The following is a 23,911-nucleotide window of genomic DNA, read 5'->3' as shown; positions in this document are numbered from 1 at the left end:
GTCCGTGTGGGACTCCGGCTCCCGGCTTCGGCCGCCCGCAACGTCGGTGGCGGCAGCCCCGTGGGTAGGTCAGTCGTTTTATGCTTCCCACGGCCTAAGGAGGTGCCATGGATTCGGTCTCTGGCTACGAGAGTAGCTCTTCGTCAGTCTCTGCTGACACTTCTCGGCGGTACGACTTCGACGGTACCTCGGGACTCGACCCCGAGAAGCGTCATCTCACGGCCGACCTCGGCGGCGTCGACGGGAAATCCGTCGTCGTCGTCGGCAGCGGCTTCGGCGGGCTGTCGACGGCCTGCTATCTCGCACAGGCCGGGGCCGACGTCACGGTCCTGGAGAAGAACGAACAGCTCGGCGGCCGGGCCAGCCGCCTGGAACGCGACGGCTTCCGGTTCGACATGGGCCCGTCGTGGTATCTGATGCCCGACGTCTTCGAGCACTTCTTCGCCGACTTCGGCAAACACCCCTCCGAGTACTACGGACTCACCCGGCTCGACCCCCACTACCGAATCTTCTTCAAAGACGGCGACCGCGTCGACATGGTCCAAGACCTCGACGAGAACCGGAAAACGTTCGAGGCGTACGAACCCGGCGCGGCCGACGCCTTCGACGACTATCTGGTGAAGTCGAAGCGCAACTACCAGATCGGGATGGACCACTTCGTCTACACCGACCGGCCGAAGCTGACCGACTACATCGACACCGACGTGATGCGCCACGCCTGGGGGCTGTCGCTCGTCGGCTCGATGCAACGGCACGTCGAGCAGTACTTCGACCATCCGAAGCTCCAGCAGATCATGCAGTACACGCTGGTTTTCCTCGGCGGCGCGCCGACCAACACCCCCGCGCTCTACAACCTCATGAGCCACGTCGACTTCAACCTCGGCGTCTACTACCCCGAGGGCGGACTCGGGGCCGTCGTCGACGGCATGGTCGACCTCGCGGAAGAACTCGGCGTGACGTTCCACACCGACGCCGAAGTGCAGCAGATCAGAGGCCGTCGTGGCGGCTTCGTCGTCCGCACCGACGAGGAGGAGTATCTCGCGGACCTCGTCGTTAGCGACGCCGACTACGCCCACACCGAACAGGAACTGCTGCCCCCGGAGAAACGCCAGTATAGTGCCGACTACTGGGATTCGCGAACCTACGCCCCTTCGGCCTTCCTGCTGTATCTCGGCGTCGAGGGCGACGTCGAGGAGTTGGAACACCACACGCTCGTGTTGCCGACCGACTGGGACGACCATTTCGACCGTATCTTCGAGAACCCCGAGTGGCCCGACGACCCCGCGTACTACCTCTGTGTCCCCTCGAAGACCGACGACACCGTCGCCCCCGAGGGACATTCGAACCTGTTCGCGCTCGTCCCCATCGCCGCCGGGCTGGAGGACACCCCTGAAATTCGCCAGGAGTACCGCGACCTCGTCCTCGACGACATCGCCGAGAACACCGGCGTCGACCTCCGCGACCGAATCGTCCTCGAAGAGAGCTTCTGTGTCAACGACTTCGCCGACCGCTACAACAGCGAGCAGGGGACCGCCCTCGGTCTCGCTCACACCCTGACGCAGACCGCCCTGCTCCGGCCGCCGCACGTCTCGCAGACCGTCGACGGGCTGTACTTCACCGGCTCGTTCACGACGCCCGGCATCGGCGTCCCGATGTGTCTCATCAGCGGGCGGCTGACCGCCGAAGCGGTGGGCAAGACCACCCCGGCAGAGTGAGGACCGGAGGATGACTGGACTCCGGTATCTGCTGAAGCTCTCGCGGCCGCGGTTCTGGCTCTATCTGGCGGGGCCTGTCGTCGTCGGCGTCGCGTTCGCGGCCGAGACGCCCAGTGACCTCTTCGCGCCCGTCGCCGTCGCGCTCTTCGCCTACTTCCTGCTCCCAGCGAACGTGCTGCTCTACGGCGTCAACGACGTCTTCGACGCCGACGTCGACGAGGCGAACCCGAAGAAAGACGAGAAGGAGGTCCGCTACGGCGGCGGGCTGCTCGTTCCCGCGGCCGTCGTCGCCAGCGGCCTGCTCGGGCTTGCGACGTTCGCCATCACGCCGCCCGTCGCGTGGCCGTGGCTGGCCGGCTTCTTCGTCCTCGGCGTCCAGTACAGCGCGCCGCCGCTACGGTTCAAGACGACGCCTTTCCTCGACTCGGTGTCGAACGGCCTCTACATCCTGCCGGGCGTCGCCGCCTACGCCGCGCTGGCCGGGACGAACCCCCCACTCGCGGCCGTCGCGGGCGGCTGGCTCTGGACGATGGGGATGCACACCTTCTCGGCCATCCCCGACATCGAACCCGACCGCGAGGCGGGCATCCGGACGACGGCGACCTATCTCGGCGAGTCCCGCACGTACTGGTACTGTGCGGCCTGCTGGCTCGCGGCCGCGGTCGCCTTCGGAACGCTCGACTGGCGGGCGGGCGCGCTCCTCTTGGCCTACCCGGTCGCCGTCTTCGCTATCGTCCGCTCGTCGGTCGACGTCGCCCGCGCCTACTGGTGGTATCCCGCGCTCAACACGGTGGTTGGAATGGTCATGACGCTCGGTGGCCTCTGGGAGGTCGTCTATGGCTGACGTCGATCTCTCGGCGTTCGGCTCGGTCCCGTCGACGCGCAAGGAGGCCGAGGCACGGCTCGACCACCTCATCCGGGAGAACCGCTTCACCATCTCGGTGTTCTTCCCGCTCAATGGCGCAATCCTGCTCGTCGCCAGCGCGATGGGTTGGCTGCCCGAGCCGCTGGCGTTCAACCCCTTCCTCGTCCTCTTCGGGACGCTCGTGATGCGCGCGCCGCTCATCGCAGGGGTGGTCCCGACGATGGGCAGGAAGGCACTCGCTGGCGTCGCCGCGCTCGCGGCCTACGCCTACACTATCGAGTACGTCGGCGTCCACACCGGCTGGCCCTACGGCGAGTTCTTCTACGGCGTCGACCTCGGCCCGACGGTCGCGGGCATCCCGGCCGCCCTCCCGGTGTTCTTCCTCCCGCTCGTGATGAACGCCTATCTCCTCTGCTTGCTCCTCTTGGGCCCACGGGCCGAGCGGCTCCTCGTCCGGCTGCCTGTCGTCATCGGGACCGTCCTGCTCATGGACGTGGTGCTCGACCCCGGCGCGGTCGCGCTCGGCTTCTGGGTCTACCCCGAGGGTGGGGCGTTCTACGGCGTTCCGCTGTCGAACTACGCGGGCTGGGTGCTCTCCGCCACTGTGGCCGTCGTCGTCATGGACTGGGCGTTCGACCGTGGCGACCTGCTCGCGCGGCTCTCGTCGTGTGAGTTCATGCTTGACGACCTCGTGAGCTTCGTCATCCTGTGGGGCGGCATCAACGCCTGGTTCGGCAACTGGGCGGCCGTCGCCGTCGCCGTCGCGTTCGGTGTTGGGCTGCTCCGGACCGAGCGGTTCGACTCGCGGCTGTTCCGGATTCCTGCCCTGCGCCGCCGTCGAGAAGAGAACTGATCAGCGCGTCGGCAGCCGTTCTGCCGGTTCGGGCGTGCTCGACCGCGAGTCGTGGTACGAGACGGTGCTCACCTTCTTGAACACGACTTCGGGGTCCTTCGTGAACTGCCAGCGGAGCCACGTCTTCGCACCGAGCAGTGCCTTTCGGGGACCGCTCAGCTGCGGCGTCTTCGAGAGCACGTCGTAGTTCCGCCGTCGGATCAGCCGGTGGTGCTCGGCGTAGAGCACGGCCGCGAGGAGGACGGCGAACTGGCAGTCGTCGGGGAGGAACTTGATGCCCGCGACGCCCTTCTTGTAGAGATGTTCGGCGCGGTGGAGTTCCGCGCGCATGACGGCCGCGAACTGCTCGTCCATCTCGAAGTTTCGGATCTGCTCGTCGGTGACACCGTACTCGTCGAGCGTCGTCTGCGGCAGGTAGATGCGGTCGCGCTCGACGACGTCCTCGCGGACGTCACGGAGGAAGTTCGAGAGCTGGAACGCCTCGCCGAGGGCGGTCGCGTGCGGCAGTGCCTTGTCGGCCTCGCCGGGGTCCATGACGGCGGTCATCATCCGGCCGACGGCGGCCGCCGAGCCGTCCATGTAGGCTTCGAGTTCGTCGTAGGTCTCGTAGCGGCTCTTCGTGATGTCCGTCAGCATGGCGTCGATGAAGACGTTCACGTCCTCATCGGCGATGCCGTACTGCTCGCGCATCTCGGAGAAGGCGGCGAGGACGGGGTCGTCAGTCGGCTGCTCGCCGAGTGCCTCCGCACGGAGCCGTTCGAGGGTTGCGCGCTGCTGTTCGGGGGTATCGCGGTCAGCGTCGTCGACGACCTCGTCGGCGACCCGGAAGAAGGCGTAGAGGACGTACGTCGCCTCTCGGACCCGCTTCGGGAGTACACGGGTCGCGAGATGGAAGGTCTTCCCGGTCCGCTGTTGAATCGACTTGCTCTGTTCGATTTGGTCGTCGTCTACCATGGGGGGGTGGAGATGAGCGGCACTCTCGTTCGCCGAGTCATGTCAAGTCCGCACATATCGTATGACCATCCTAAGGGTGGCTCCGACATAACGTTTCGCGCCACGGCGAACCGGAAATCGGCAACCGGACGGGGGCAGTCGGGCGGTTCTTCTAGATTCCCGACAGTCAGTAAAAGGTGTCCGCACAGTCGTAGACGACGCCGTGTTGCGGACAGACGTACTTGCAGTGGCGGTGCATCATCGACGCCCCGCAGAACGGACACGGCCGCCCCTTCGGTTCGCTCTCGTCGGCCATGGCTACTTCTTCGGGGCAACGCTGTTGAGTGTTGCTCTCTCAGGTCGTCTCAGCAGTCCGTGGACGGCCGTCGCTCATCGGTCGAAAGCGAGATAGAGAGCACAGAGAGAGCCAAAAAGCACTGAGAGAGAAAGAACGTGAGAGAGCACAGAGAGTGACGCCGTCGTGAGCGTCGAGTCGTCAGTTACGTCGCCGACTTAGCACTCGGACCAGCCACAGGACTCACACGTCTTGCAGCCTTCCGAGAAGTACAGCGTCATGTTGCCACACTCGGGACACTCGGGGCTTTCGCCCGCGTCGAGCAGGTCCTGTGTCGCGTCGTCCGAGACACCGGGAGCCGCCGAGGTGTCGTCCTCGGGAGCGGGTGCCGTCGTCGCACCGCCGTCCGGTTCGGGCGCGTCGATGCCCACGGACTCGCTCTCGATCTCGGTCAGGTTCTGCTGTTTCGGATACGGCTTGTCGATCTCGCCGTCGAGATAGCGGCGCATGGCGACGCCGATGGCGTCCGGGATGGAGTTGATCTGCTCGCCCTTGTCCCACGCGACCTTCGGGCTCCGGATGCCCTGCAGGTCGCCTGCGATCTCGTTGGGGTCGACGCCCGAGCGCAGAGCGTAGCTGATGACCTTCGCGAGTGCTTCGGTGAAGGAGTTAGTGAAGCCACCGGAGTTGCCGATGGTGGCGAACAGCTCGAACGGTTCGCCCTCGTCGTCCTCGTTGATGTTGACGTACATCTTCCCGTAGCCGGTGTCGATGCGCTGGGTGACGCCGTGGAGCACGTCCGGCCGCGGCCGCTCCTGGGCGTATGCCGCACCGGTGCGGTCCTCGAGGCTGAACTCCTCGCCGAGCGCGGCGCGGACCTCCTCGTTGTCGAGGAAGCCTTCGAGACCGCCGAAGACCTCCTGAATCTGGCCGACGAGCGTCTCGGCTGCTTCGGCGTCGTCGGAGAACTCGGCGTTCTTCGCACGCGTCGTCAGGACCTGCTTCGAGCGGGTCCCGTCGCGGTAGACGGTGACGCCCTTGCCGCCGTTGTCGTAGATGTAGCGGTAGACCTCGTCCATGTCCTCCTTCGTCGCGGAGTTCGGGAAGTTACAGGTCTTCGAGATGGCGGAGTCGACGCCCTGCTGGCAGGCACACTGGACCGCCGCGTGGTCGATGCCGCTCAGGTCCGAGGTGACGACGAACAGCTCGCCGATGGCGTCCGGAACCGACGGCAGCGAGGAGACGCCGTCGAACTCGTTGTTGGACATCTGCTCTTGGGCCTCGAGCTTGACGGCCTCGACGTCGATGTCGTTGGCCTCCAAGACACGGAGGAAGTAGTCGTCGAACTCGACGAGCATCTCGTCGCCCTGCACGTCGTCGGAGACGTTCTTGTAGTAGGCGACGTTGTAGATGGGCTCACAGCCACCCGTCGTGTTGCCGACCATCGAGGTCGTGCCCGTCGGGGCGATGGTGGTCGTGTTGTGGTTGCGGACGGTGAAGCCGTCTTCCCACTCGTCGGCGTCGAGACCGGTGTAGTGCTCGAACCACTCGCGGTACTCGGTCGGGTTCGCGTACTTCGAGTCGTCCCAGTCGTTGAACGGGCCGCGCTCCTCGGCCAGTTCGTGGGAGGCCCACTTCGAGCCGTAGTTGATGTGGGTCATGACCTGCTCTGCGACCTCGTTACCCGCGTCCGAACCGTAGCGGATGCCGAGCTGGATGTAGAGCTGGGCCAGTCCCATGATGCCGAGACCGATCTTCCGCATGTCCCGCACCTTCTCTTCGATTTCGGGGACCGGGAAGTCCGACATCGTGACGACGTTCTCGAGGAAGCGCGTCCCGTTCTCGATGCGGTGGTCGAACTCGTCCCAGTCGAGCGCGTCGTCGAGGAAGGCCTCGACGGCCGCCTCGTGGGAGTCGTACTCGTCGAGATGCTCCTCGGACCAGACACGCCAGTCGGGGGCGTCCTCGGCGGCGACCGTCGAGAGGTTGATGTGGCCGAGGTTACACGCCTCGTACTCCTCCAGGGGCTGCTCGCCACAGGGGTTCGTCGCGAGGATGCGGTGGTCGGGATGCTCCTCGACGTCGAAGGAGTGCTGCTTGTTGACACGCTCGAGGTAGATGATGCCCGGTTCGCCGTTCTCGTGGGCACCGTCGACGATCTGGTCCCAGAGCTTCTTCGCCGGGATGGAGAGGACCTCGCCGACCTCGACGTGCTCGCCGAGACCGAACATGTCGTAGAGCTCCTTCGTCTGCGGCGTGGCGACGTGCGGCTCTTCGGTCCGCGGGTTGGTGAAGGTGAACTCCTCGTCGTTGTAGAGTGCCTCCATGAAGTCGTCGGTGACGCCGACGGAGATGTTGAAGTTCGAGAGGTGGCCCTCGACGGCGTTACGGAGATGCTTCGGGACCTTCCCCTCGTCGTCGATGAGTTCGCGCGCCTCGTCGAGCGCGTCGGCGAACTTCGTGTGCGTGAAGTCGTCGGGGTCGTTCAGTCGCAGCGTGTTGGCCAGCGAGACGTCCTTGTTCTTCGCGTGGATGAACTGGATGACGTCGGGGTGGCTGACGCGCATGACGCCCATCTGGGCACCGCGTCGCGCGCCGCCCTGTGCGATGGTCTCACACATCTGGTCGAACGTCCGCATGAACGTGATGGGACCCGAAGCGATTCCGCCGGTCGAGCCGACCGCGTCACCGTACGGGCGGAGCCGCCAGAAGGCGTAGCCCATCCCACCGCCGGACTGGAAGACCTCTGCGGCTTCCTTGGCCGTCTGGTGGATGTCCGTGATGTCGTCGTCCGGGGAGTCGACGAAACAGGCCGAGAGCTGCTGGAGTTCGTCGCCCGCGTTCATCAGCGTCGGCGAGTTCGGGATGAACGAGAGGTTCTCCATCAGGTCCTGGAACGTCTCGCGCTTCTCCTCGACGACCGCGCGGATGTCGGCCGGGAGTTCCGGGACGATGGTGTCGTAGGCGAACTTGTTGACGTTGTAGACCGAGAGCGTCGTCTCGGCGTCGTCCTCGGCGGTCGTCCCCGTGCCGAAGACCTCCGCGGCGAGTTCGTCGCGGCGCGGGTGGCCCGGCTTCAGCTGGTCGGGGGTGACCGTGATCTCGATGTCGCGCCCTTCGGCGGCGAAGACGGCCTCGGCGAGCGCGATGTTCTTCGCGACGCGCTTGAACAGGTCCTCCTGCGTCTCGACGAGTTCGCCGTCGGCGTTCTTCCGCAGGTAGCGCGCCGGCAGGATGTTGTTGTACGCGTTGCCGGTCATGCGCTCTTCGAGCGTCTCCCCGTCGGTCCGTTTGATCGGAAGTACCAGTTCTTCCGCAGAGAGGTCCGCGTTACTCATCTACTGCTCCTCCTCGCCGGTACGCCCCGTATACCGTCGGATTCCGTAGTCTGCTGTGGTCTGCTCTGCGCTCATTTGTAACGGGATACTCATACGAAGCCACCCTCATAAACGGTGCGGGTTTGCGCGTGTCTACTTGTGCTACTACAAACTCACTTGGACAAAGCAGTGGCTCGGCAGTTTTCTCGCGGCCGGAGCGTGGGGGCGCAGTCGCTTCGCTCGTTACTAGCCGTGCAGTGGGTATAATAGTATTTAGACCGGGGTGAAAGTGATTTTCGACTTCGGGACGAGAGACCGTGTTACCGCACCTCGTCTCTCGACCCAAAGTGTCGTCCGTGCCAGCGAAAGTGGACGCGTCTGCCTACAGATTTCTCTCTGGTGGGTCCATACTCACACCTACACTCTCAGGTGTACTCGGTACCGTCTCCTAAACTGGTGTTCTCAATGCATTGCTCCAAATGGTTCACCAACGCTACCTTTAAGACCGCACGCTGTTGACCAATGACTGCTTCCAAAACCGGTGTGCCCGGCCGTCTGATAGGTTGGACACACTCGACTTTGATACTTCTAGCGGTGGTTATACCGCTACAGAGCGGCTTGAGCCACCACTGTCACGAGCGCGATAGCAACCGCCGTCGCGACCGCGATTCGCATTTTCACGGTGATAGTGATGTGCTTGATTTCGATATTAAGATCCATTTCTCACCTCCTGAGCAAGACCTCAGATGGCAGAGACAGAGTCGCCACTGCCGGATGGAACAACCGGAGGACCAGCTTCCAAAACCGGTGTACCCGGTTGTTCTGTCTGGGCTTGCGTCGAAATACTCATGCTGAGCCACCCTCATAAACGGTGCGGGTTTGCGCGTTTTTACTTGTGCTACCACAAATCCACTTGAACAAAGCAGTGGATAGGCAACTTGTCGCGCCCGGAGCGCGGCGGAGTCGCTTCGCTCGTTACTAGCCGTGCAGTGGGTATGACATCCATCAAAACTGCGGGAAAGTGAACCCCATCTGCCCACAGACTTATCTCCTCGGTGGGACTTCTGTGAGGTATGTTCGACCCCGCACTCGTGAGCATGCTCGTCCCCATCCTACAGCTCGGTGGGCTACTCGACTCGCCGCTCGGCCAGCTGCTCGTCGTCATCGTCGGCATCGGCGCGGTCGTCCTGATCGGTCGGCTCGTGCTCCGCGTGGCGTGGCGACTCGTCACCATCGCGGCCGTCATCGTCGGCATCCTGCTTCTCGTGTCGATGTTCGTCCCCGGCCTGTTGTGAGCGTCCGGCGAACCAGTCGACGAGCCGACTTTCTGTGAAGACAGCCGACACCGACAGCCGAGGCTGTCGTGTGCTCGGCGTGTCGCAACGAACCGTTTGACGGCCGTCTCGCCGTGCGTGACGAACCCGTGTCAAAAAGCGTAGCTACAGCGTCAGCGAGAGGCAGTCGTGGACCGTCGGCTCCCGACACACTCGGTCAGGAAGTTCCGGACGACGTCGTGGCCGACGGCAGTCAGCACGCTCTCGGGATGGAACTGGACCGCCTCGATGGGATACTCGCGGTGGCGGACGCCCATCACTAACTCCGTCCCTTTGTGGTCGGTCGTCGCCGAAATCTCGAAGCAGTCGGGAACCTCGGTGGCGACGAGCGAGTGGTAGCGACCCGCCTGAAAGCCCTGCTCCAAGCCGGTGAAGACGCCCTTCCCGTCGTGGTCGACGGGGAACGCCTTGCCGTGGATGGGTTCGGGCGCGTGGCCGACGGAGCCGCCGTACTCGTAGACGGCGGCTTCGAGCCCGAGACAGACGCCGAGCGTCGGAATCTCGGGGCTCAGCTCTTGAAGCACGTCGGCCGTGACGCCCACGTCGCGGTCGTTGGCCGGATGGCCGGGACCGGGGCTGATGACGAGTGCGTCCGGCTCGGTCGCACGGACCTCGTCGAGCGTAGCGGTGTTCTTCAGCACCTCGATGTCGAGGGGCGCGCCGTTCACGCGCTGTTCGGAGAGATACTCGACGAGGTTGTACGTGAACGAGTCGAAGTTGTCGACGACGGTCAGCTTCATGGCTCCTCCTCGATCTCCTTGATGGCGGCCAACACGCCGCCCATCTTCTTCTCGGTCTCCTCGTACTCGCTCGTGGGGTCGCTGTCGGCGACGATGCCTGCGCCCGCCTGGACGGTTATTCTGTCCTCCCGACCGCGCTCCGTCTCGACCCCGTGGTCGATGGTCGCCGTCCGGATGACGATGGCGAAGTCGGCGTCGCCGGTCCACGAGTAGTAGCCGACGCCGCCGCCGTAGACGCCGCGCGGACTCAATTCGAGGTCGTCGATGATCTCCATCGCCCGGACCTTCGGCGCGCCCGAGAGCGTCCCCGCGGGGAACGTCACGCGCGTCGCGTCGAAGGCGTCGTACTCGTCGGCCATCGTGCCCGTCACGGTCGACTCGATGTGCTGGACGTGGGAGTATTTCAGGACGTTCATGAACTCCTCGACGCGGACGCTCCCGGCCTCGGAGACCCGGCGAACGTCGTTGCGCGCGAGGTCGACGAGCATCGTGTGCTCGGAGCGTTCCTTGTCGTCGGCGAGCATCTCGCCCGCCAGCCGACGGTCTTCGACGGGGCTGGTACCACGAGAGCAGGTGCCCGCGATGGGGTTCGAGACGATGCGGCGGCCCTGCACCGAGACGAGGGTCTCGGGACTGGCACCGACGATAGAGCGGTCACCGTGCTTCAGGAGATACATGTACGGCGAGGGGTTGACCGCCCGCAGTGCCTCGTAGAAGCCGAGCGTGTCGACGTCGCCGTAGAGCTCGCGCTTGCGGGAGATGACGCCTTGGTAGATGTCGCCGTCGAGGACGTGCTGTTTGGCCGTCCTGACGGCCTCCTCGTACTCCTCCTGCGGGCCGGCGGTCTCGTCGGTCCGACGGAAGCCCCCCGTCTCGGGCGGTTCGGCGTCGGCGAGGGCGTCGGCGACGCGGGTCGCCTCGGCCAGCACGTCGTCGTAGACTGCCTCGGGGTCGTCGTCCGGGCGGACGATGGGCGTGCAGACGAGCGACAGCGACTCTTCGGCCTCGTCGAAGACGAGCGTCTTGGTGGTGAGGACGAACTGGGCGTCCGGTAATATTGCTTCGGGCCGCTCCACGCCGACCTCGTCCAGCCACAGGTCGTAGACGGCGTCGTAGGCGAGAAAGCCGACGAGCCCGCCGTCGAGATGTTGGCGGTCAGAGGCGGGGAAGCCGAGCCGTTCGACGTCCGGAAGCGTCCCGCGGAGTTGGTCGAGCACGTCGCCCTCGCCGGGTGCGAGGAGGTCGGCGACGCGGTCGTCGAAGGCGTCGACCTCGGTCCCTTCGGGCGTGACCGTCACGACGGCCTCGGGGTCGTAGCCGACGAAGGAGAAACGGGCGTGGCGGTCCGCCGACCCGGTCGAATCGCTCGGCGAGAACGCGCCCGCCGGGTCGCTGGAGGCGACCTTCTCGGCACTCTCCAAGAGGAAGCTGTACTCCGACTCGTCGCCGAGCGCGGCGTAGGCGGTGAGCGGCGCGATGTCGACGTCGAGGCTGGCCTCGATGCGGACGACGGCGGGACCGTCGGCGTCGCCGAGCAGCTCTGCGACCTCGGCCTGCGAGCGGTCGAGCGTCACGTCGGTCGCCCGCGGTTTCGGCTGTTGGCTCATCGGGCAACCTCCGGAGACCGGACAGCATTGGCGACGAAGGTTTCCACCGCTGTCGGGTCCTTGATTCCGCCGGTGCTCTCGACGCCGCTGGCGACGTCGACGGCGAAGGGGTCGACGGTCGCGACGGCTTCGGCGACGTTCTCTGGCGTGAGGCCGCCGGCGAGGACGACCGGCGAGTCGAGCTCGCGCGCGAGGTCGCGGGTCCGTTCCCAGTCGTGGGTCTCGCCGGTGCCGCCCGCGCCGTCCTCCGAGGTCGAGTCGACGAGAATCGCGTCGGCGACGTCGTCGTACTCGTGGGCGAGGGCTTCGTCGTCGCAGTCGACGACGGGGACGACCTTACAGCCCGACTCGGCGCGGACGTACTGGAGTTCTTCGGGGTCGAAGACGCCGTGCAGTTGGACGACGTCGGGCTTGACGACCTGTGCGAGACCGACCGCGTGCTCGGGGGAGTCGGGCATCAAGACGAGCGTCGTCGAGACGAACGGCGGGGCCGCGGCGGCGAGGTCGGCAGCGACGCTCGGGTCGATATCGCGGGGCGTGTCGACCGGGACGTCGCTGATGAGACCGACCGCGTCGGCTCCGGCGTCGACGGCCGCTCGGAGGTCGGTCTCGCGGGTGATCCCGCAGACTTTGACGCGGGTCATCAGTCGCTCTGGGGGGCTTCGAGCGTTCCCCCACAGAGGTCTTCGAGTTTCTCGGCGGCGGCTCCGGAGTCGATGGCCGCACGCGCCTGGTCGACCCCACCCTCCAGCGAGTCTGCGAGCCCGGCGACGTAGACCGCCGCCCCCGCGTTCGCGAGGATGATGTCGCGCTTCGCGCCCGTCACGTCGCCCGTGACGATTCCTCGCAGGTCCGCGGCGTTCTCCTGGGGCGTGCCACCGGCGACGGCCGAGACGGGGGCCTGCTCCAGCCCGAGGTCGGAGGGAGTGAGCGTGTACTCGGTGATGTCCTCGCCTTCGACCTCGGCGACGACCGTCTCGTCGTGGATACAGATCTCGTCCATGCCGGAGCCGTGGACGACCAGCGCGTGCTCGACGGGCATGTGAGCGAGCGCGCGAGCGATGACGGGGACGAGGTCCGGGTCGTAGACGCCGAGGACCTGCGCCTCCGCACCGGCGGGGTTGGTCAGCGGGCCGAGGATGTTGAAGACGGTCCGCATCCCCAGCTCCTTGCGTGGGCCGATGACGGCCTTCATCGCCGGGTGGAACACCGGCGCGAGCATGAAGCCGATGCCGTCGCGTTCGATGGCCTTCTCGACGGCGGGCGGCTCGGCCTCGACGTCGACGCCAGCGACCTCAAGCACGTCGGCACTCCCGGAGGAAGAAGAGACGGAGTAGTTGCCGTGCTTGGCGACCGCCGCGCCTGCGCCCGCGGCGACGATGGCACTCGTCGTCGAGACATTGATGGTGTCGTAGTCGTCGCCGCCGGTGCCGCAGGTGTCGACGAGCGGCGTCCGGTCGGGGTCGATGGTCCGCGCGGCGTCGCGCATCCCCTGTGCGAAGCCCGCGATCTCGGCCTCCGTCTCGCCCTTGGCTCGCAGTGCCGCCAGCAGCGCGCCGATCTGTGCTTCTGTGGCCTCTTCGAAGACGAGCCGCGCCGCGTCGCGTGCCTCGTCGAGGTCCAGGTCGTTACCGTCCGTCACCCGCTCGATGTAATCCTGCATTGTAGTCACCGTTGTACGAGTTCGTCTTACGATGTACAAATTCGTACATCAACTTAAGGCTGTCGTCGGGGGAGGTCCGTGCGAGAGGACCATCCGCACACGGGGACTGTCGGCGCGGCGCACGCCTCGACGCGGATAGTTCCCGAATCCGGTGTACGGGAGGGCCAACCCATCCGCATCGCTGAAATCGCCCGGCGAGAGGGGATTCCGAAAGGTTCAATTACCAATCGGCGGTAGCAATGGATGCGCTCAGACGGGCGCGATGTAAGCACAGACCGGGTTGGTGGTCTAGTCTGGTTATGACACCTCCTTGACATGGAGGAGGCCGGCAGTTCAAATCTGCCCCAACCCACTGCTTCTTCACGAACCGTCGAGCGAGTACGCAACACCGGGTTGGTAGTCTAGTCTGGTTATGACACCTCCTTGACATGGAGGAGACCGGCAGTTCAAATCTGCCCCAACCCATTTTCTGATTCCTCGCAACGACGAGCGGAGCGAGCGGCGTAGCCGCGAGCAGAGCGAGGAGTCCGTGGAATCGAAAATGGAGACGGCAGTTTGAACCAGGGAGCGAACGCCAGTGAGCGACCGTGGTTCAAATCTGCCCCAACCCCTCGGTGCGATAGGGCCGACGGCCGCATTCTTTTGTGACTCGTTACCGTAGATACTGCAATGGCTACCGATACCGGTCGACGGTTTCGGCCGCAAATTTCGCTCGCCTCGGTCGTCGTGGCGTTCCTCCTGGGAACGCTTGCGCATGCGGTCGACCAGATGCTTTTCGTCCGTGCCGGCCCGATTCCACTCCTCCTGACCGCGCCGGTAGTGGCGACGCTGCTCTACGTCCGGCTGCGAGCCACCACCCGACAGCAGGTGCTCGCGCTCCTCGGGTGGGGTGTCGTCGGTTCGGGGCTCGCCGTCCTCGGCGTCTACCTCCGCGTCGTCGGCTACTACCTTCCCCGGCCACTGACCCCGACGGAGATGGTCCTCTACGACTTCGGGATGTTCCTGTGGTTCGTGCTCGGACTCTCGGCCGTCTACGTGCTCGCGGCCCGACGCACCGGTCGTACTGCTATCGCCACGCTACTCCTCGGTCCCGTCGTACAGGCGTTGTTCGGGTTCGTTACGGTCTTCCTCGTCGAAACCGGGCTCTATAGCTGACCGACTTCCGGACCGTGGTTCGAGGCAACGACCGCACCGTCCCGTCACCGCCGGAGCAGCGAGCGCACTCACGTATCCGCGTTCCGGACGCGACGACGTCAGCGGCGACAGCGACGTCGACGAGTTGCGGGCGACCCGCGCCGGCGTCGACGCGCTGAGACAGCCCGCTCGAAAGCGGTCCCGTCCCACGGTTCCGCAGCCAGAAGATATACGTTTCCGAGGGGTCAACTACCGACTGTGACCCGAGACATCGAGCGGAGCGTCCGGCGGACGTCCACCGGCCGGTTCGCGCGGTGTCTGCGGGCCCACCGACCCGGCCGCAGCGAGTGGAAAACCGACCGCGCGTTGGTGGCGGCGGAAGACCTTTCACGCCTCCACGCGCAGTAGCAGGAGATTGCTCCATGAATATTATTGATATTGCGGTTCCGGACTACATCGAAGTCGAGTCGGACGAACGACTGGGAAAGATTCGCTCCATCTTCGAGCGCGAGAACCCCCGCGGCCTCATCGTCGTCGACGGCGAGGGATACGCGGGCGTCATCGGCGAGAAGCAGCTCGTCCAGTCGCACATCGACGACGACACGAAGGCGGCGGCACTGATGCAGTCGGCCCCGAAGATCGACCGGCGCGAAGACGTCCGTGAGGCCGCACGGATGCTCGTCGAGGGCAACACGCAGATTGCGCCCGTCTACGAGGGTGAGAAGCTCTGGGGCATCATCACGGGTGACGCCATCCTCGAAGCCGTCATCGACAACCTCGACGCGCTGACCGTCGACCAGATCTACACGGACGACGTCGTCACCGTCAGCGAGGAGGACCGCGTGGGCAAGGTCATCAACCTCCTGCGCGAACACGGCATCTCGCGGCTCCCCGTCGTCAACGAGAACGGCAGGCTGACCGGCGTCGTGACGACCCACGACATCGTCGACTTCGTCGTCCGCAAGATGAACCGCCAGGGCAAGGGCGACCGTCGCGGCGACATCGACCGGATGCTCGACCTGCCGGTCTACGACCTGATGTCGAGTCCGGTGTTCACGACGACCCCCGGCGAGAAGGTCGACGACGCCGTCGCGAAGATGTTCGAGCGCAACGTCGCCGGTCTCGTCGTCACGCCGACCGACAGCGATTCGGAGGTCATCGGCGTCCTGACCAAGACCGACGTCCTTCGCGCGCTGACCTACACCGAAGAGGAGCAGATGGACGTGCAGGTGACGAACATCGACCTCGTGGACACGATGAGCCGCGAGGCACTCGTCCAGTCGATCACCGACGTCGTCGACAAATACCAGGAGATGCAGGTCCACCACGCCCACGTCCGCTTCCACGAGCACAAGGAGAAGCTCCGCGGCACGCCGCTCATCCAGGCGCAGGTCCGCCTCCGGACCAGCCACGGACAGGTCGCTGGCTCGGGCGAGGGCTACGGTGCCGAACACGCCTTCCGCGTCGCGCTCGACAAGCTGGAGCGGAACGTCCTCGAACTCAAGGGACTGAACGCCGACGAGGAGTACCGCGGCCAGCTGCTCCGCAAGCTCGGCGAACTCTGAGCACAGGACGACAGCCGGTTTCGATTTTCGCTTTTTTCACAGCCGACGAGCGAGCGCGTTGAGCAGCAGGTAGGAGTGCTCAGCGCTGGTCCGTCGCCGCCATCCCACCGTCGGTGATCTTGAACGTGACCGACTCACCGGCGGGTTTCGCGCGGTGTTTCTCCAGCGTCGCCCGGCGGTTGCCGCCGCGGAAGCGGTCGAGGCGGACGACCGCCCCGGTCCAGTGCTCCAGCGTGTGGCCGCCGAGTGCCCGCGTCATGTCGCTGTCGGGGTCCGAGTAGACCTGGTTGGTGAGGACCACGGCCAAATCGTGCTTCCGCGCCAGCGACAGCAGATGCGTCACCTGGCGGGCGACTCGACGGAGCGACTCGCCGTCGTCGCCGCCGCCGCCCGTCCGTTCCAGCCGGTAGAAGCCCGTCGCGCTGTCGAGGACGATGAGGTCCGCCTGTTCGGCGAACTCGGCGGCGTCGCGGACGGCCTCCTCCTGTTCGTCGAAGTCGTAGACCTCGGTGATGATGAGCCGGGAGGCGATCTCCTCGAATTCCGTTGCGTCGTCGGTGCGGGCCTCGACGAGCTGGCGGAACCGGTCGATAGAGAGCCCTTCGCTGTCGATGTATACGACGGTGCCACCGGCCGTGGCGACCTCGACGGCCGCCGAGAGCGCGAGGTTCGTCTTGCCAGCCGCCGGCGGGCCGTACACCTGTGTCACGGTGCCGCGTTCGAAGCCGCCTTCCAAGAGGTCGTCGAGCGGCGCGCAGCCGGTAGAGAGGGACTCGCTCACGGCCGGAGTTCGCGCGTTCTCCGCAAAAAGCCCCCGGTGTGTGCGTTCACTCCCTACCGAAGACGAAGCCGTCGCCGTCGTGGCCGCCGTCGGTGTGTGTCGTTCGGGCGACAGGGGTCCGGCTCCGGCCGACCTCACCGTCGCCGACCGCCGACACCTCGAACCGCGAGAGCAGCTCACGGAGGTCGCTGGCGCGGCGCGACAGCGTGTCGATGCCATCGGACACCTCACTGAGAGAGGCCGCCTGCTCCTCGGCGGCGGCCGCGACGGTCGAGGACTCGTCGGCCGTCGCCTCGCTGATGTCGGCGACTTCCTCGGCCATGACGACGACCTGCTGGCTGGCACTCGCCTGTTCGTCGGTCGCGTCGTCGATGGAGCGCGCACCGGCGTCGGCGTCCTCCAGATGGTCGACGACGTCGTCCAGTGCCCCGAGTGCCGCCTCGACCGTGTCGATGCCCTCGGCGACCCGCTCGCGCGTCTCGCGCATATCCTCGGCCGCGTCCGTCGTCGTCGCCTGCAACCCCTCGACGAGCGTCTCGATCTCGCCCGTCGCCGTCGCGGTCTGCTCGGCGAGTGCCTTGATCTCGGTGGCGACGACGGCGAAGCCGTCACCCGCTTCGCCCGCCCGCGCCGCCTCGATGGAAGCGTTGAGCGCGAGGAGGTTCGTCTGAGCGGCGATGTCGTCGATGAGTTCCGCGACCTCGCCGACCTCTCCCATCTCGGCTTCGAGCCGACCGATCTCCGCGGCCGTCCGTTCGGTGCTCGACTCGACGTCGTCCATCTCGTCGACCGCGGCGGTCGCCAACTCGTTCGCCTCGGTCCCTCGGTCGACCGCCCGCGCCGAGAGCGTCGCGAGTTCGTCGGCCGAGGCGGCGATCTCCTGGACCGTCGCCGACAGGCCGGTCATCTCGCTCGTCACCTCGTCGACGTTCTCGTGCTGGCGGTCGGCACCGTCGGCGATGGCCTGCACCGAGTCACTGACGTCCTCGCCGACGCGGGCGATCTCGTCGGTGCTCGTCGCGGTCTGCTCGCTCAGGTCGGTGACGCCGTCGGCGAAGGTCCGAACCTCCCGAACCGTCGCTTCGAGGTCGTCGACCATCTCGTTGAACGCGGTCGCGACGGTCGCGAGCGCGTCGTTGTCGGTCTCTTCGTCGAGTCGGACGGTGAGGTCGCCCTGCGCACACCGGCCCATCGCCCGGCCGAACTCGGCGGCCCGCGCTTCGAGGTTCCGCTTCCGTCGGGTCGCCTGCTCGCGCTCGGCGGCCGCGAGTTCGGCCTGCTCGGTCGCCTCCGCGGTCGCGCGGTCGGCCTCGACGATGCGGGCCTTCAGCGACGTGCGCATCCCGTCGAAGGCGGCGTAGAGCGTGCCGACCTCGTCGATCCGTTCGGTGTCGAGGTCCGTGTCGAGGTCGCCCGCCTCCAGCGCCCTGGCCCGCTCGCTCAGCCGGTCGAGTGCTCGGGCCGTCGGCCGGGCGACGACGAGTCCGACGGCGAGAAAGCCCGCGAGCGCGACGGCGATGAGCGCGCCGATGTTGCGGGTGATCGACGTCTCCAGCGAGTAGGCGACGGCCGTCGGTGTGTGGACCGCGACGACCCAGTCGGTGCCGTCGACGGGCGCGTAGGCGGCGACGTGCGCCTCCTCGACGGTCGCGCCGAGGTCGACGTCCGACGCGAAGGCGGTGTCGCCGTCGACCGCGCTGGCAAACGCGGACGATTCGGCTCCGCTGTATCCCAGGAGGACGTCGCTCGACTCCGCGGAGAACGTGATGGTGCCGTCGTCGGCGACGACCTGTGTGAACCGGCCCGTCGACTGCTCGAAGGAGTCGGCGACCTGGGCGACGTCGGAGACGACGACGACCCCGCGGTCCGAGCCGGGGACGGCACTGGCGAAGGCGATGACGGGCATCCCGCCGCGCTGGTAGACCGAGGAGACGTACACCGAGTCGTCGGTGCCGACGCTGAAGCCGTTGGCCCACGGCGGGTCGCTCACGACCGACTGCCCCGTCGACCCGAGGACGAGTCCCGTGTCGCGCTCGACGTAGTGGACCGCCCGGATATCGATGGGCAGTTTCGCCCGCTCGGCGACGAGGAACGCCTCGACGCTGTCGGTGTCGTCCTGGCGGAACACCTGGTACTGTGAGAGCATCCGCACGAGTTGGCTGCGTTCGTCGTGCCACTCGGCGATCTCCGTGGCCTGGAGTTCGGCGACGCTTGTCAGGTCCGTCTGTACGTCCTCGTCGAGTTCCGCCGCCGTCCGGTCGACAGTGTAGAGACCGACACCGCCGATGACGACGGTGACGACGGCGAGAACGACGAGGAACTTCCGAAGCACACTCCGTCTGACCGCCCGCGGGACGAACCCCGAGAGCTGGCGGTCGGAGAGTAGCGGCAATTCCATTGGGTTTTTCGAGCCATACCGCCCCCATATAGTTTCGTCTCCGGTTCTCGATTTCGAGAACTGGCCCGTCGAGAAAACCGACTCCGGCGTGACGTATCCGCCCGGACGCGCGGCGGGGTCACTCCCGGTAGCCTTTTTCTGTCACCCGGCCAATCCCGCCTGTGATCGTCGTCGCCACCGATGACTTCGAACTCTACCACGAGGCCGTGGGTGAACTCCGCGAACGCGGAGTCTCTTTCACGACGGTTCGCCCGGACGAGGAGCTGCCGGACGGGACCCGCGTCGTCATCTCCGCGCCGACGGACAAGCTCAGCGTCGACGGAGTCGACCACGTCGTCGTCCACGCCGACGCGGCCCGCCACGGCGTCGAGGAGGCACTCGCGTCCCTCCGCGGCAGCGAGGGCCGAACCGTCGTCGGCGTCGACCCCGGGCCCCGCCCCGGCATCGCGGTGCTCGTCGGCGACGTCGTCGTCGCGGCCTTCCACGTGCCCATTACGGACGCCGTCGAGGTCGTCCACCGCGAGATCGAGGACACGCCCGACGCCGTCGTCCGCGTCGGCGACGGCGACCGGCTCCAGAGTGCCAAACTCATCAACGAACTGCAGGACGTGCGCGTCGAGATGGTCGACGAGACGGGGACGACGCCCTACCTCGGGACCGGTGCTCGCGGGATGGGTGACGTGCTCGCCGCGGTCAACATCGCGCGGCTTGAGGGTGACCCCGTCGACCGCCGCGAGATCGAACCGACGCGGGGAGAACTCCAGCGTATCAAAAACGAGTCGCGCGAGCAGTCCGCGGACAACCGCACCATCGACGAGGCGCTGGCCCGCCGGGTCGCCGCGGGCGAGTTGACTATCGAGGAGGCGTTGGCGACGCACCGCGACGGGTCGGACGAGGAGAAACTGGACTAGTTGGACTAGTTGGTCGGCCGCACGGCTTCTTCTGCCCGTCGCATCACTTCACGCACCGACAGGTCCGTGTCGAGCGCGACGGCCAGCGCGTCGTCGTACTCCGCGCTGTAGTCGTAGACATCACCGGCTGCGTCGCTGGCGACTTTGACCACCACGTCGTAGTGCTCGCCCTCGATTTCGAGCGTCGCCGTCTCGAAGGCGCGCGAGGCGACCCAGCGGTGGCCCGCGCCGTGTTCGCGGATGCCCAGCGTTCCCGTCTCTTCGGCCAGCTTGCGGGCGACGCGCTCGGCGTCCTCGGGTTTGACGATGACCTTCACGAGATGGCCGGGTCGGGACTTCTTCATCGTCGCCGGGAGAATCGAGACGTCGCGCGCGCCGACAGCCGTCAAGGTCTCCTGCAGACTGCCGAGCACTTCCGGGGCTGCGTCGTCGAGATTCGTCTCCAAGACTGTGATCTCGTCGCGGCTGAGTCGGCCGCCGCCGTCGCCGACGAGCGTCCGGAGGACGTTCGGATGGTCGGGGAAGGTGTAGCCGCCCGCGCCGTAGCCTGACTCCTCAAGTTTCAGCGGAGGCAGACTCTCGACACCCTCCGCGAAATGCGCGAGGATGGCCGCACCGGTGGGTGTCAGGAGTTCCGCCTCGACGGGACCGCCCTGCAGCGACCAGTCGGCGCGCTGGGCGATCTCGACGACGGCGGGCGTCGGGACGGGGTAGACGCCGTGGGCGATGTCGACCTCGCCGCCGCCCGTCGCGAGCGGCGTCGTCACGACGCGTTCGACGCCGAGGTCGTCGACGAGGAGGCAGGCACCGACGATGTCGGCGATGGCGTCGTCCGCGCCGACCTCGTGGAAGTGGGTTTCTTCCAAGTTCGTGCCGTGGACCGACGACTCGGCTTCGCCCAGAATCTCGAAGACGGCGCGGGCGTCGCGCTCGACGTTGGTCGGGAGGGCCATGTCTTCGACCAGTTCGACCACTTCTGCGTAGGTTCGGTGGGGGCCGTGCCCCTCGGCGTGGGTGTGGTCGTGGTCGTCGTGGCCGTCGTGCGTGTGGTCACTCTCGTCGTGAGAATGCTCGTGGTGGTCGTGGTTGTGGCTCTCCTGAGAGCCGTCGTCGTGACCGTGCTCGTCGCTACCGGCGTCTCCCTCGTCGTCGCCGTCGCCACTGTCACCCGTCAACAGCACGTCGACGGTCGCCGCTCGGATACCGTTCTTGTCGGTCTCGCCGACCTCGTAGCGGACGTCGAGTGCGTCCTCGACGGGGGCGAGGGCGTCGGGGTCCGCACCGGCCGCGATGAGAGCGGCGAGCAGCATGTCGCCGCTGGCACCCATCCGGCCGTCGAACGCGAGTGTGTGCATACAGGAGAAGGCGGGTGCAAGGCCAAAAGCGTCCCCGTCTGACGGCAGGCGTATCGCGTCCTCGTCTGCCGAACCCGGTAGGGATTTGTAGGACCCTGTCCTATGTGCTAACAGATGTCATACAACCACCCGCAAACTGGGGCTAGCAAAGCACTTAACCGGTGCCGAGGCGGAGGTGAACGTATCCCCGCGAGTCAATTATGAACGAAGTGCAACTCGAAGTGGCGAAGGCGTACCCGAACGATTCGGGTCGCGGTATCGCCCGTCTTGACCCGGATACCCTGCTGCATCTCAAACTCTCACCGGGAGATATCATCGAGATCGAGGGTGCCGAGACGACGGCCGCCAAGGTCTGGCGTGCCGACCGGCAAGACTGGAACACGGACACGGTCCGCATCGACGGCTTCACCCGTCAGAACGCGGACGTCGGTATCGGCGAGCGCGTGACCATCCGGAAGGCGGAGGCGAAGAAGGCCGATACACTGGTCCTCGCACCGCCCGAAGAGGCGAGCGTCCAGTTCGGCTCCGACGCCGCCGGCATGGTCAAACGCCAGATTCTGAAGCGGCCGGTCGTCGAGCGCGACATCGTCCCCGTGATGTCGAGCACGAACCATCCCTTCATGCGGTCGCCCGGCCAGGCCATCCCGCTCATCGCGGTCGAGACCGAACCCGAAGGGGTCGTCCTCGTCACCGAAGATACGGAAGTCGAACTCCGCGAGGAGCCCATCTCGGGCTTCGAAAAGGCCAGCGGCGGCATCACGTACGAGGACATCGGTGGACTCCAGGGCGAGATTCAGCGCGTCCGCGAGATGGTCGAGCTACCGATGAAGCATCCGCAGATCTTCAAGAAGCTCGGCATCGAGCCGCCGCAGGGTGTCCTGCTCCACGGTCCGCCGGGCACCGGGAAGACCCTCTTGGCGAAGGCGGTCGCCAACGAGACCTCGGCGAGTTTCTTCTCCATCGCCGGGCCGGAGATCATCTCGAAGTACTACGGTGAGTCCGAACAACAGCTCCGCGAAATCTTCGAGGACGCGAAAGAAGAGTCGCCGGCCATCATCTTCATCGACGAACTGGACTCCATCGCGCCCAAGCGTGAGGACGTCACCGGCGAAGTCGAACGCCGTGTCGTCGCCCAGCTGTTGACGATGATGGACGGGCTCGAAGCCCGGGGGCAGGTCATCGTCATCGCGGCGACGAACCGTGTCGACTCCGTCGACCCCGCACTCCGTCGTCCGGGCCGGTTCGACCGCGAGATCGAGATCGGTGTGCCGGACGAGGTGGGCCGCAAGGAGATCCTGCAGGTCCACACCCGCGGGATGCCGCTGTCGGACGACGTCAGCCTGGACTACCTCGCCGACGAGACCCACGGCTTCGTGGGTGCCGACATCGAGAGCCTGACGAAGGAGGCGGCGATGAAGGCACTCCGGCGGTACCTCCCCGAGATCGACCTCGACGAGGAGGACATCCCGCCGAGTCTCATCGACCGGATGATCGTCAAACGCGACGACTTCGACGGTGCCCTCGGCGAGGTCGAACCGAGCGCGATGCGCGAGGTGCTCGTCGAACTGCCGAAGATCACCTGGAACGACGTCGGTGGGCTCGAAGGGGCCAAACAGAAGGTCAAAGAGAGCGTCGAGTGGCCGTTGACCGACCGCGAGAAGTTCAGCCGGATGGGCATTGAACCCCCGGCGGGCGTGCTGCTCTACGGCCCGCCCGGCACGGGCAAGACCCTGATGGCGAAGGCCGTCGCCAACGAGACGAACGCCAACTTCATCTCGGTGCGTGGCCCGCAGCTGCTCTCGAAGTGGGTCGGCGAATCGGAGAAGGCCATCCGGCAGACCTTCCGCAAGGCGCGGCAGGTGTCGCCGTGTATCATCTTCTTCGACGAACTCGACAGCCTCGCGCCCAGCCGGGGCCAGGAGATGGGCAACAACGTCTCCGAGCGCGTCGTCAACCAGCTCCTCACCGAACTGGACGGTCTCGAAGAGCGCGGCAACGTGATGGTCATCGGCGCGACTAATAGACCAGATATGATCGACCCCGCGCTCATCCGCTCGGGGCGGTTCGACCGGCTCGTCATGATCGGCTCGCCCGGCGAGGAGGGTCGCGAACAGATCCTCAACATTCACACGGCCGGGATGCCGCTCGCGCCCGACGTCAGCCTCCGCGAAATCGCCGAGATCACCGAGGGCTACGTCGGCTCGGACCTCGAATCCATCGGTCGCGAGGCCGCCATCGAGGCACTTCGAGAAGACGGCGACGCCCAAGAGGTCGAGATGCGGCACTTCCGCAAGGCGATGGAGTCCGTGCGGCCGACCATCTCCGAGGACCTGCTCAACTACTACGAACAGATGGAAGAGCAGTTCAAGGGCGGCTCTCGCGAGCAGTTCGCCGAGCGCCGCGACGGCCGGATCGGGTTCCAATAAAGAACCACCTTTTTTCACG

Annotated in this window: 18 protein-coding genes and 2 tRNA genes; 10 read left to right on the top strand and 10 right to left on the bottom strand. The window is 66.1% G+C overall.

Annotated features, from left to right (window positions below):
* Positions 1-107 precede the first annotated feature (107 nt).
* From BLR57_RS10805 to cruF, 3 genes are read left to right on the top strand one after another with little or no spacing between them, the layout of a single operon-like run.
* On the top strand, positions 108-1,715 hold the full coding sequence (locus tag BLR57_RS10805) for a phytoene desaturase family protein (RefSeq protein ID WP_089697523.1): 1,608 nt from the start codon (positions 108-110) through the stop codon (positions 1,713-1,715).
* 10 nt (positions 1,716-1,725) lie between these two features.
* On the top strand, positions 1,726-2,559 hold the full coding sequence (locus BLR57_RS10800) for a prenyltransferase (RefSeq protein ID WP_089697522.1): 834 nt from the start codon (positions 1,726-1,728) through the stop codon (positions 2,557-2,559).
* A complete protein-coding gene (gene cruF, locus BLR57_RS10795) occupies positions 2,552-3,433 on the top strand; it encodes a bisanhydrobacterioruberin hydratase (RefSeq protein ID WP_089697521.1) in 882 nt (293 codons plus the stop codon). The genes BLR57_RS10800 and cruF overlap by 8 nt, the downstream gene beginning before the upstream one ends.
* Here cruF and BLR57_RS10790 read toward each other — a convergent pair whose 3' ends face one another.
* The 3 genes from BLR57_RS10790 to BLR57_RS10785 all read right to left on the bottom strand — a co-directional run bounded on the left by BLR57_RS10790 (position 3,434) and on the right by BLR57_RS10785 (position 7,999).
* Positions 3,434-4,387, bottom strand: a complete 954-nt coding sequence (locus tag BLR57_RS10790; protein ID WP_089697520.1) for a phytoene/squalene synthase family protein — start codon at positions 4,385-4,387, stop codon at positions 3,434-3,436.
* 166 nt (positions 4,388-4,553) lie between these two features.
* Complete coding sequence (locus tag BLR57_RS19870) at positions 4,554-4,682, bottom strand: HVO_2523 family zinc finger protein (RefSeq protein WP_280140450.1); 129 nt, start codon at positions 4,680-4,682, stop codon at positions 4,554-4,556.
* Between the two features lie 197 nt (positions 4,683-4,879).
* A complete protein-coding gene (locus tag BLR57_RS10785; protein WP_089697519.1) occupies positions 4,880-7,999 on the bottom strand; it encodes an adenosylcobalamin-dependent ribonucleoside-diphosphate reductase in 3,120 nt (1,039 codons plus the stop codon).
* Between the two features lie 1,052 nt (positions 8,000-9,051).
* Between BLR57_RS10785 and BLR57_RS10780 the strand changes: the two genes are divergently transcribed.
* Positions 9,052-9,273 (top strand): DUF8029 family protein, encoded by a 222-nt coding sequence (locus BLR57_RS10780; protein WP_089697518.1) that lies wholly within the window; start codon positions 9,052-9,054, stop codon positions 9,271-9,273.
* A 152-nt stretch (positions 9,274-9,425) separates the two neighbouring features.
* Here the strand turns inward: BLR57_RS10780 and trpG are convergent, their stop codons facing one another.
* Genes trpG through trpD form a run of 4 tightly spaced genes read right to left on the bottom strand, consistent with a single transcriptional unit; the run spans position 9,426 to position 13,322 of the window.
* Complete coding sequence (gene trpG / locus BLR57_RS10775) at positions 9,426-10,052, bottom strand: anthranilate synthase component II (RefSeq protein ID WP_089697517.1); 627 nt, start codon at positions 10,050-10,052, stop codon at positions 9,426-9,428.
* Positions 10,049-11,659, bottom strand: a complete 1,611-nt coding sequence (gene trpE, locus BLR57_RS10770) for an anthranilate synthase component I (RefSeq protein WP_089697516.1) — start codon at positions 11,657-11,659, stop codon at positions 10,049-10,051. Before trpE ends, trpG begins: the two co-directional genes overlap by 4 nt.
* Positions 11,656-12,303 carry a phosphoribosylanthranilate isomerase gene (locus BLR57_RS10765; protein WP_089697515.1) on the bottom strand — a complete coding sequence of 216 codons (648 nt, stop codon included), beginning with the start codon at positions 12,301-12,303 and terminating at the stop codon, positions 11,656-11,658. The genes trpE and BLR57_RS10765 overlap by 4 nt, the downstream gene beginning before the upstream one ends.
* Positions 12,303-13,322, bottom strand: a complete 1,020-nt coding sequence (gene trpD / locus BLR57_RS10760) for an anthranilate phosphoribosyltransferase (RefSeq protein WP_089697514.1) — start codon at positions 13,320-13,322, stop codon at positions 12,303-12,305. The genes BLR57_RS10765 and trpD overlap by 1 nt, the downstream gene beginning before the upstream one ends.
* Before the next feature lie 277 nt (positions 13,323-13,599).
* Between trpD and BLR57_RS10755 the strand changes: the two genes are divergently transcribed.
* The 4 genes from BLR57_RS10755 to BLR57_RS10740 all read left to right on the top strand — a co-directional run bounded on the left by BLR57_RS10755 (position 13,600) and on the right by BLR57_RS10740 (position 16,021).
* A tRNA-Val gene (locus BLR57_RS10755) sits at positions 13,600-13,674 on the top strand.
* A gap of 38 nt (positions 13,675-13,712) precedes the next feature.
* A tRNA-Val gene (locus BLR57_RS10750) sits at positions 13,713-13,787 on the top strand.
* A 204-nt stretch (positions 13,788-13,991) separates the two neighbouring features.
* Positions 13,992-14,477 (top strand): hypothetical protein, encoded by a 486-nt coding sequence (locus BLR57_RS10745; protein WP_089697513.1) that lies wholly within the window; start codon positions 13,992-13,994, stop codon positions 14,475-14,477.
* Positions 14,478-14,878: 401 nt separating this feature from the next.
* Positions 14,879-16,021: a CBS domain-containing protein gene (locus tag BLR57_RS10740; RefSeq protein ID WP_089697512.1), complete on the top strand. Its 1,143-nt coding sequence runs from the start codon at positions 14,879-14,881 to the stop codon at positions 16,019-16,021.
* Positions 16,022-16,100: 79 nt separating this feature from the next.
* Here BLR57_RS10740 and radB read toward each other — a convergent pair whose 3' ends face one another.
* Complete coding sequence (gene radB, locus BLR57_RS10735) at positions 16,101-16,802, bottom strand: DNA repair and recombination protein RadB (protein ID WP_089697511.1); 702 nt, start codon at positions 16,800-16,802, stop codon at positions 16,101-16,103.
* Positions 16,803-16,848: 46 nt separating this feature from the next.
* Entirely contained in the window at positions 16,849-19,200 is a 2,352-nt protein-coding gene (locus BLR57_RS10730; protein WP_089697510.1) for a methyl-accepting chemotaxis protein, read from the bottom strand.
* Positions 19,201-19,361: 161 nt separating this feature from the next.
* Here BLR57_RS10730 and BLR57_RS10725 point away from each other — a divergent pair, with 161 nt between their 5' ends.
* Positions 19,362-20,111 (top strand): hypothetical protein, encoded by a 750-nt coding sequence (locus BLR57_RS10725; RefSeq protein ID WP_089697509.1) that lies wholly within the window; start codon positions 19,362-19,364, stop codon positions 20,109-20,111.
* 5 nt (positions 20,112-20,116) lie between these two features.
* Here the strand turns inward: BLR57_RS10725 and larC are convergent, their stop codons facing one another.
* Positions 20,117-21,466, bottom strand: coding sequence for a nickel pincer cofactor biosynthesis protein LarC (gene larC, locus BLR57_RS10720; RefSeq protein WP_089697508.1), 1,350 nt, complete (start codon positions 21,464-21,466; stop codon positions 20,117-20,119).
* A 200-nt stretch (positions 21,467-21,666) separates the two neighbouring features.
* Here larC and BLR57_RS10715 point away from each other — a divergent pair, with 200 nt between their 5' ends.
* A complete protein-coding gene (locus tag BLR57_RS10715; RefSeq protein WP_089697507.1) occupies positions 21,667-23,892 on the top strand; it encodes a CDC48 family AAA ATPase in 2,226 nt (741 codons plus the stop codon).
* Positions 23,893-23,911 lie beyond the last annotated feature (19 nt).

Source organism: Halogranum gelatinilyticum, assembly GCF_900103715.1.
GTDB lineage: Archaea > Halobacteriota > Halobacteria > Halobacteriales > Haloferacaceae > Halogranum > Halogranum gelatinilyticum.
The sequence above is the reverse complement of the archived record's forward strand: the minus strand, read 5'-3'. Positions and strand labels throughout refer to the sequence as shown.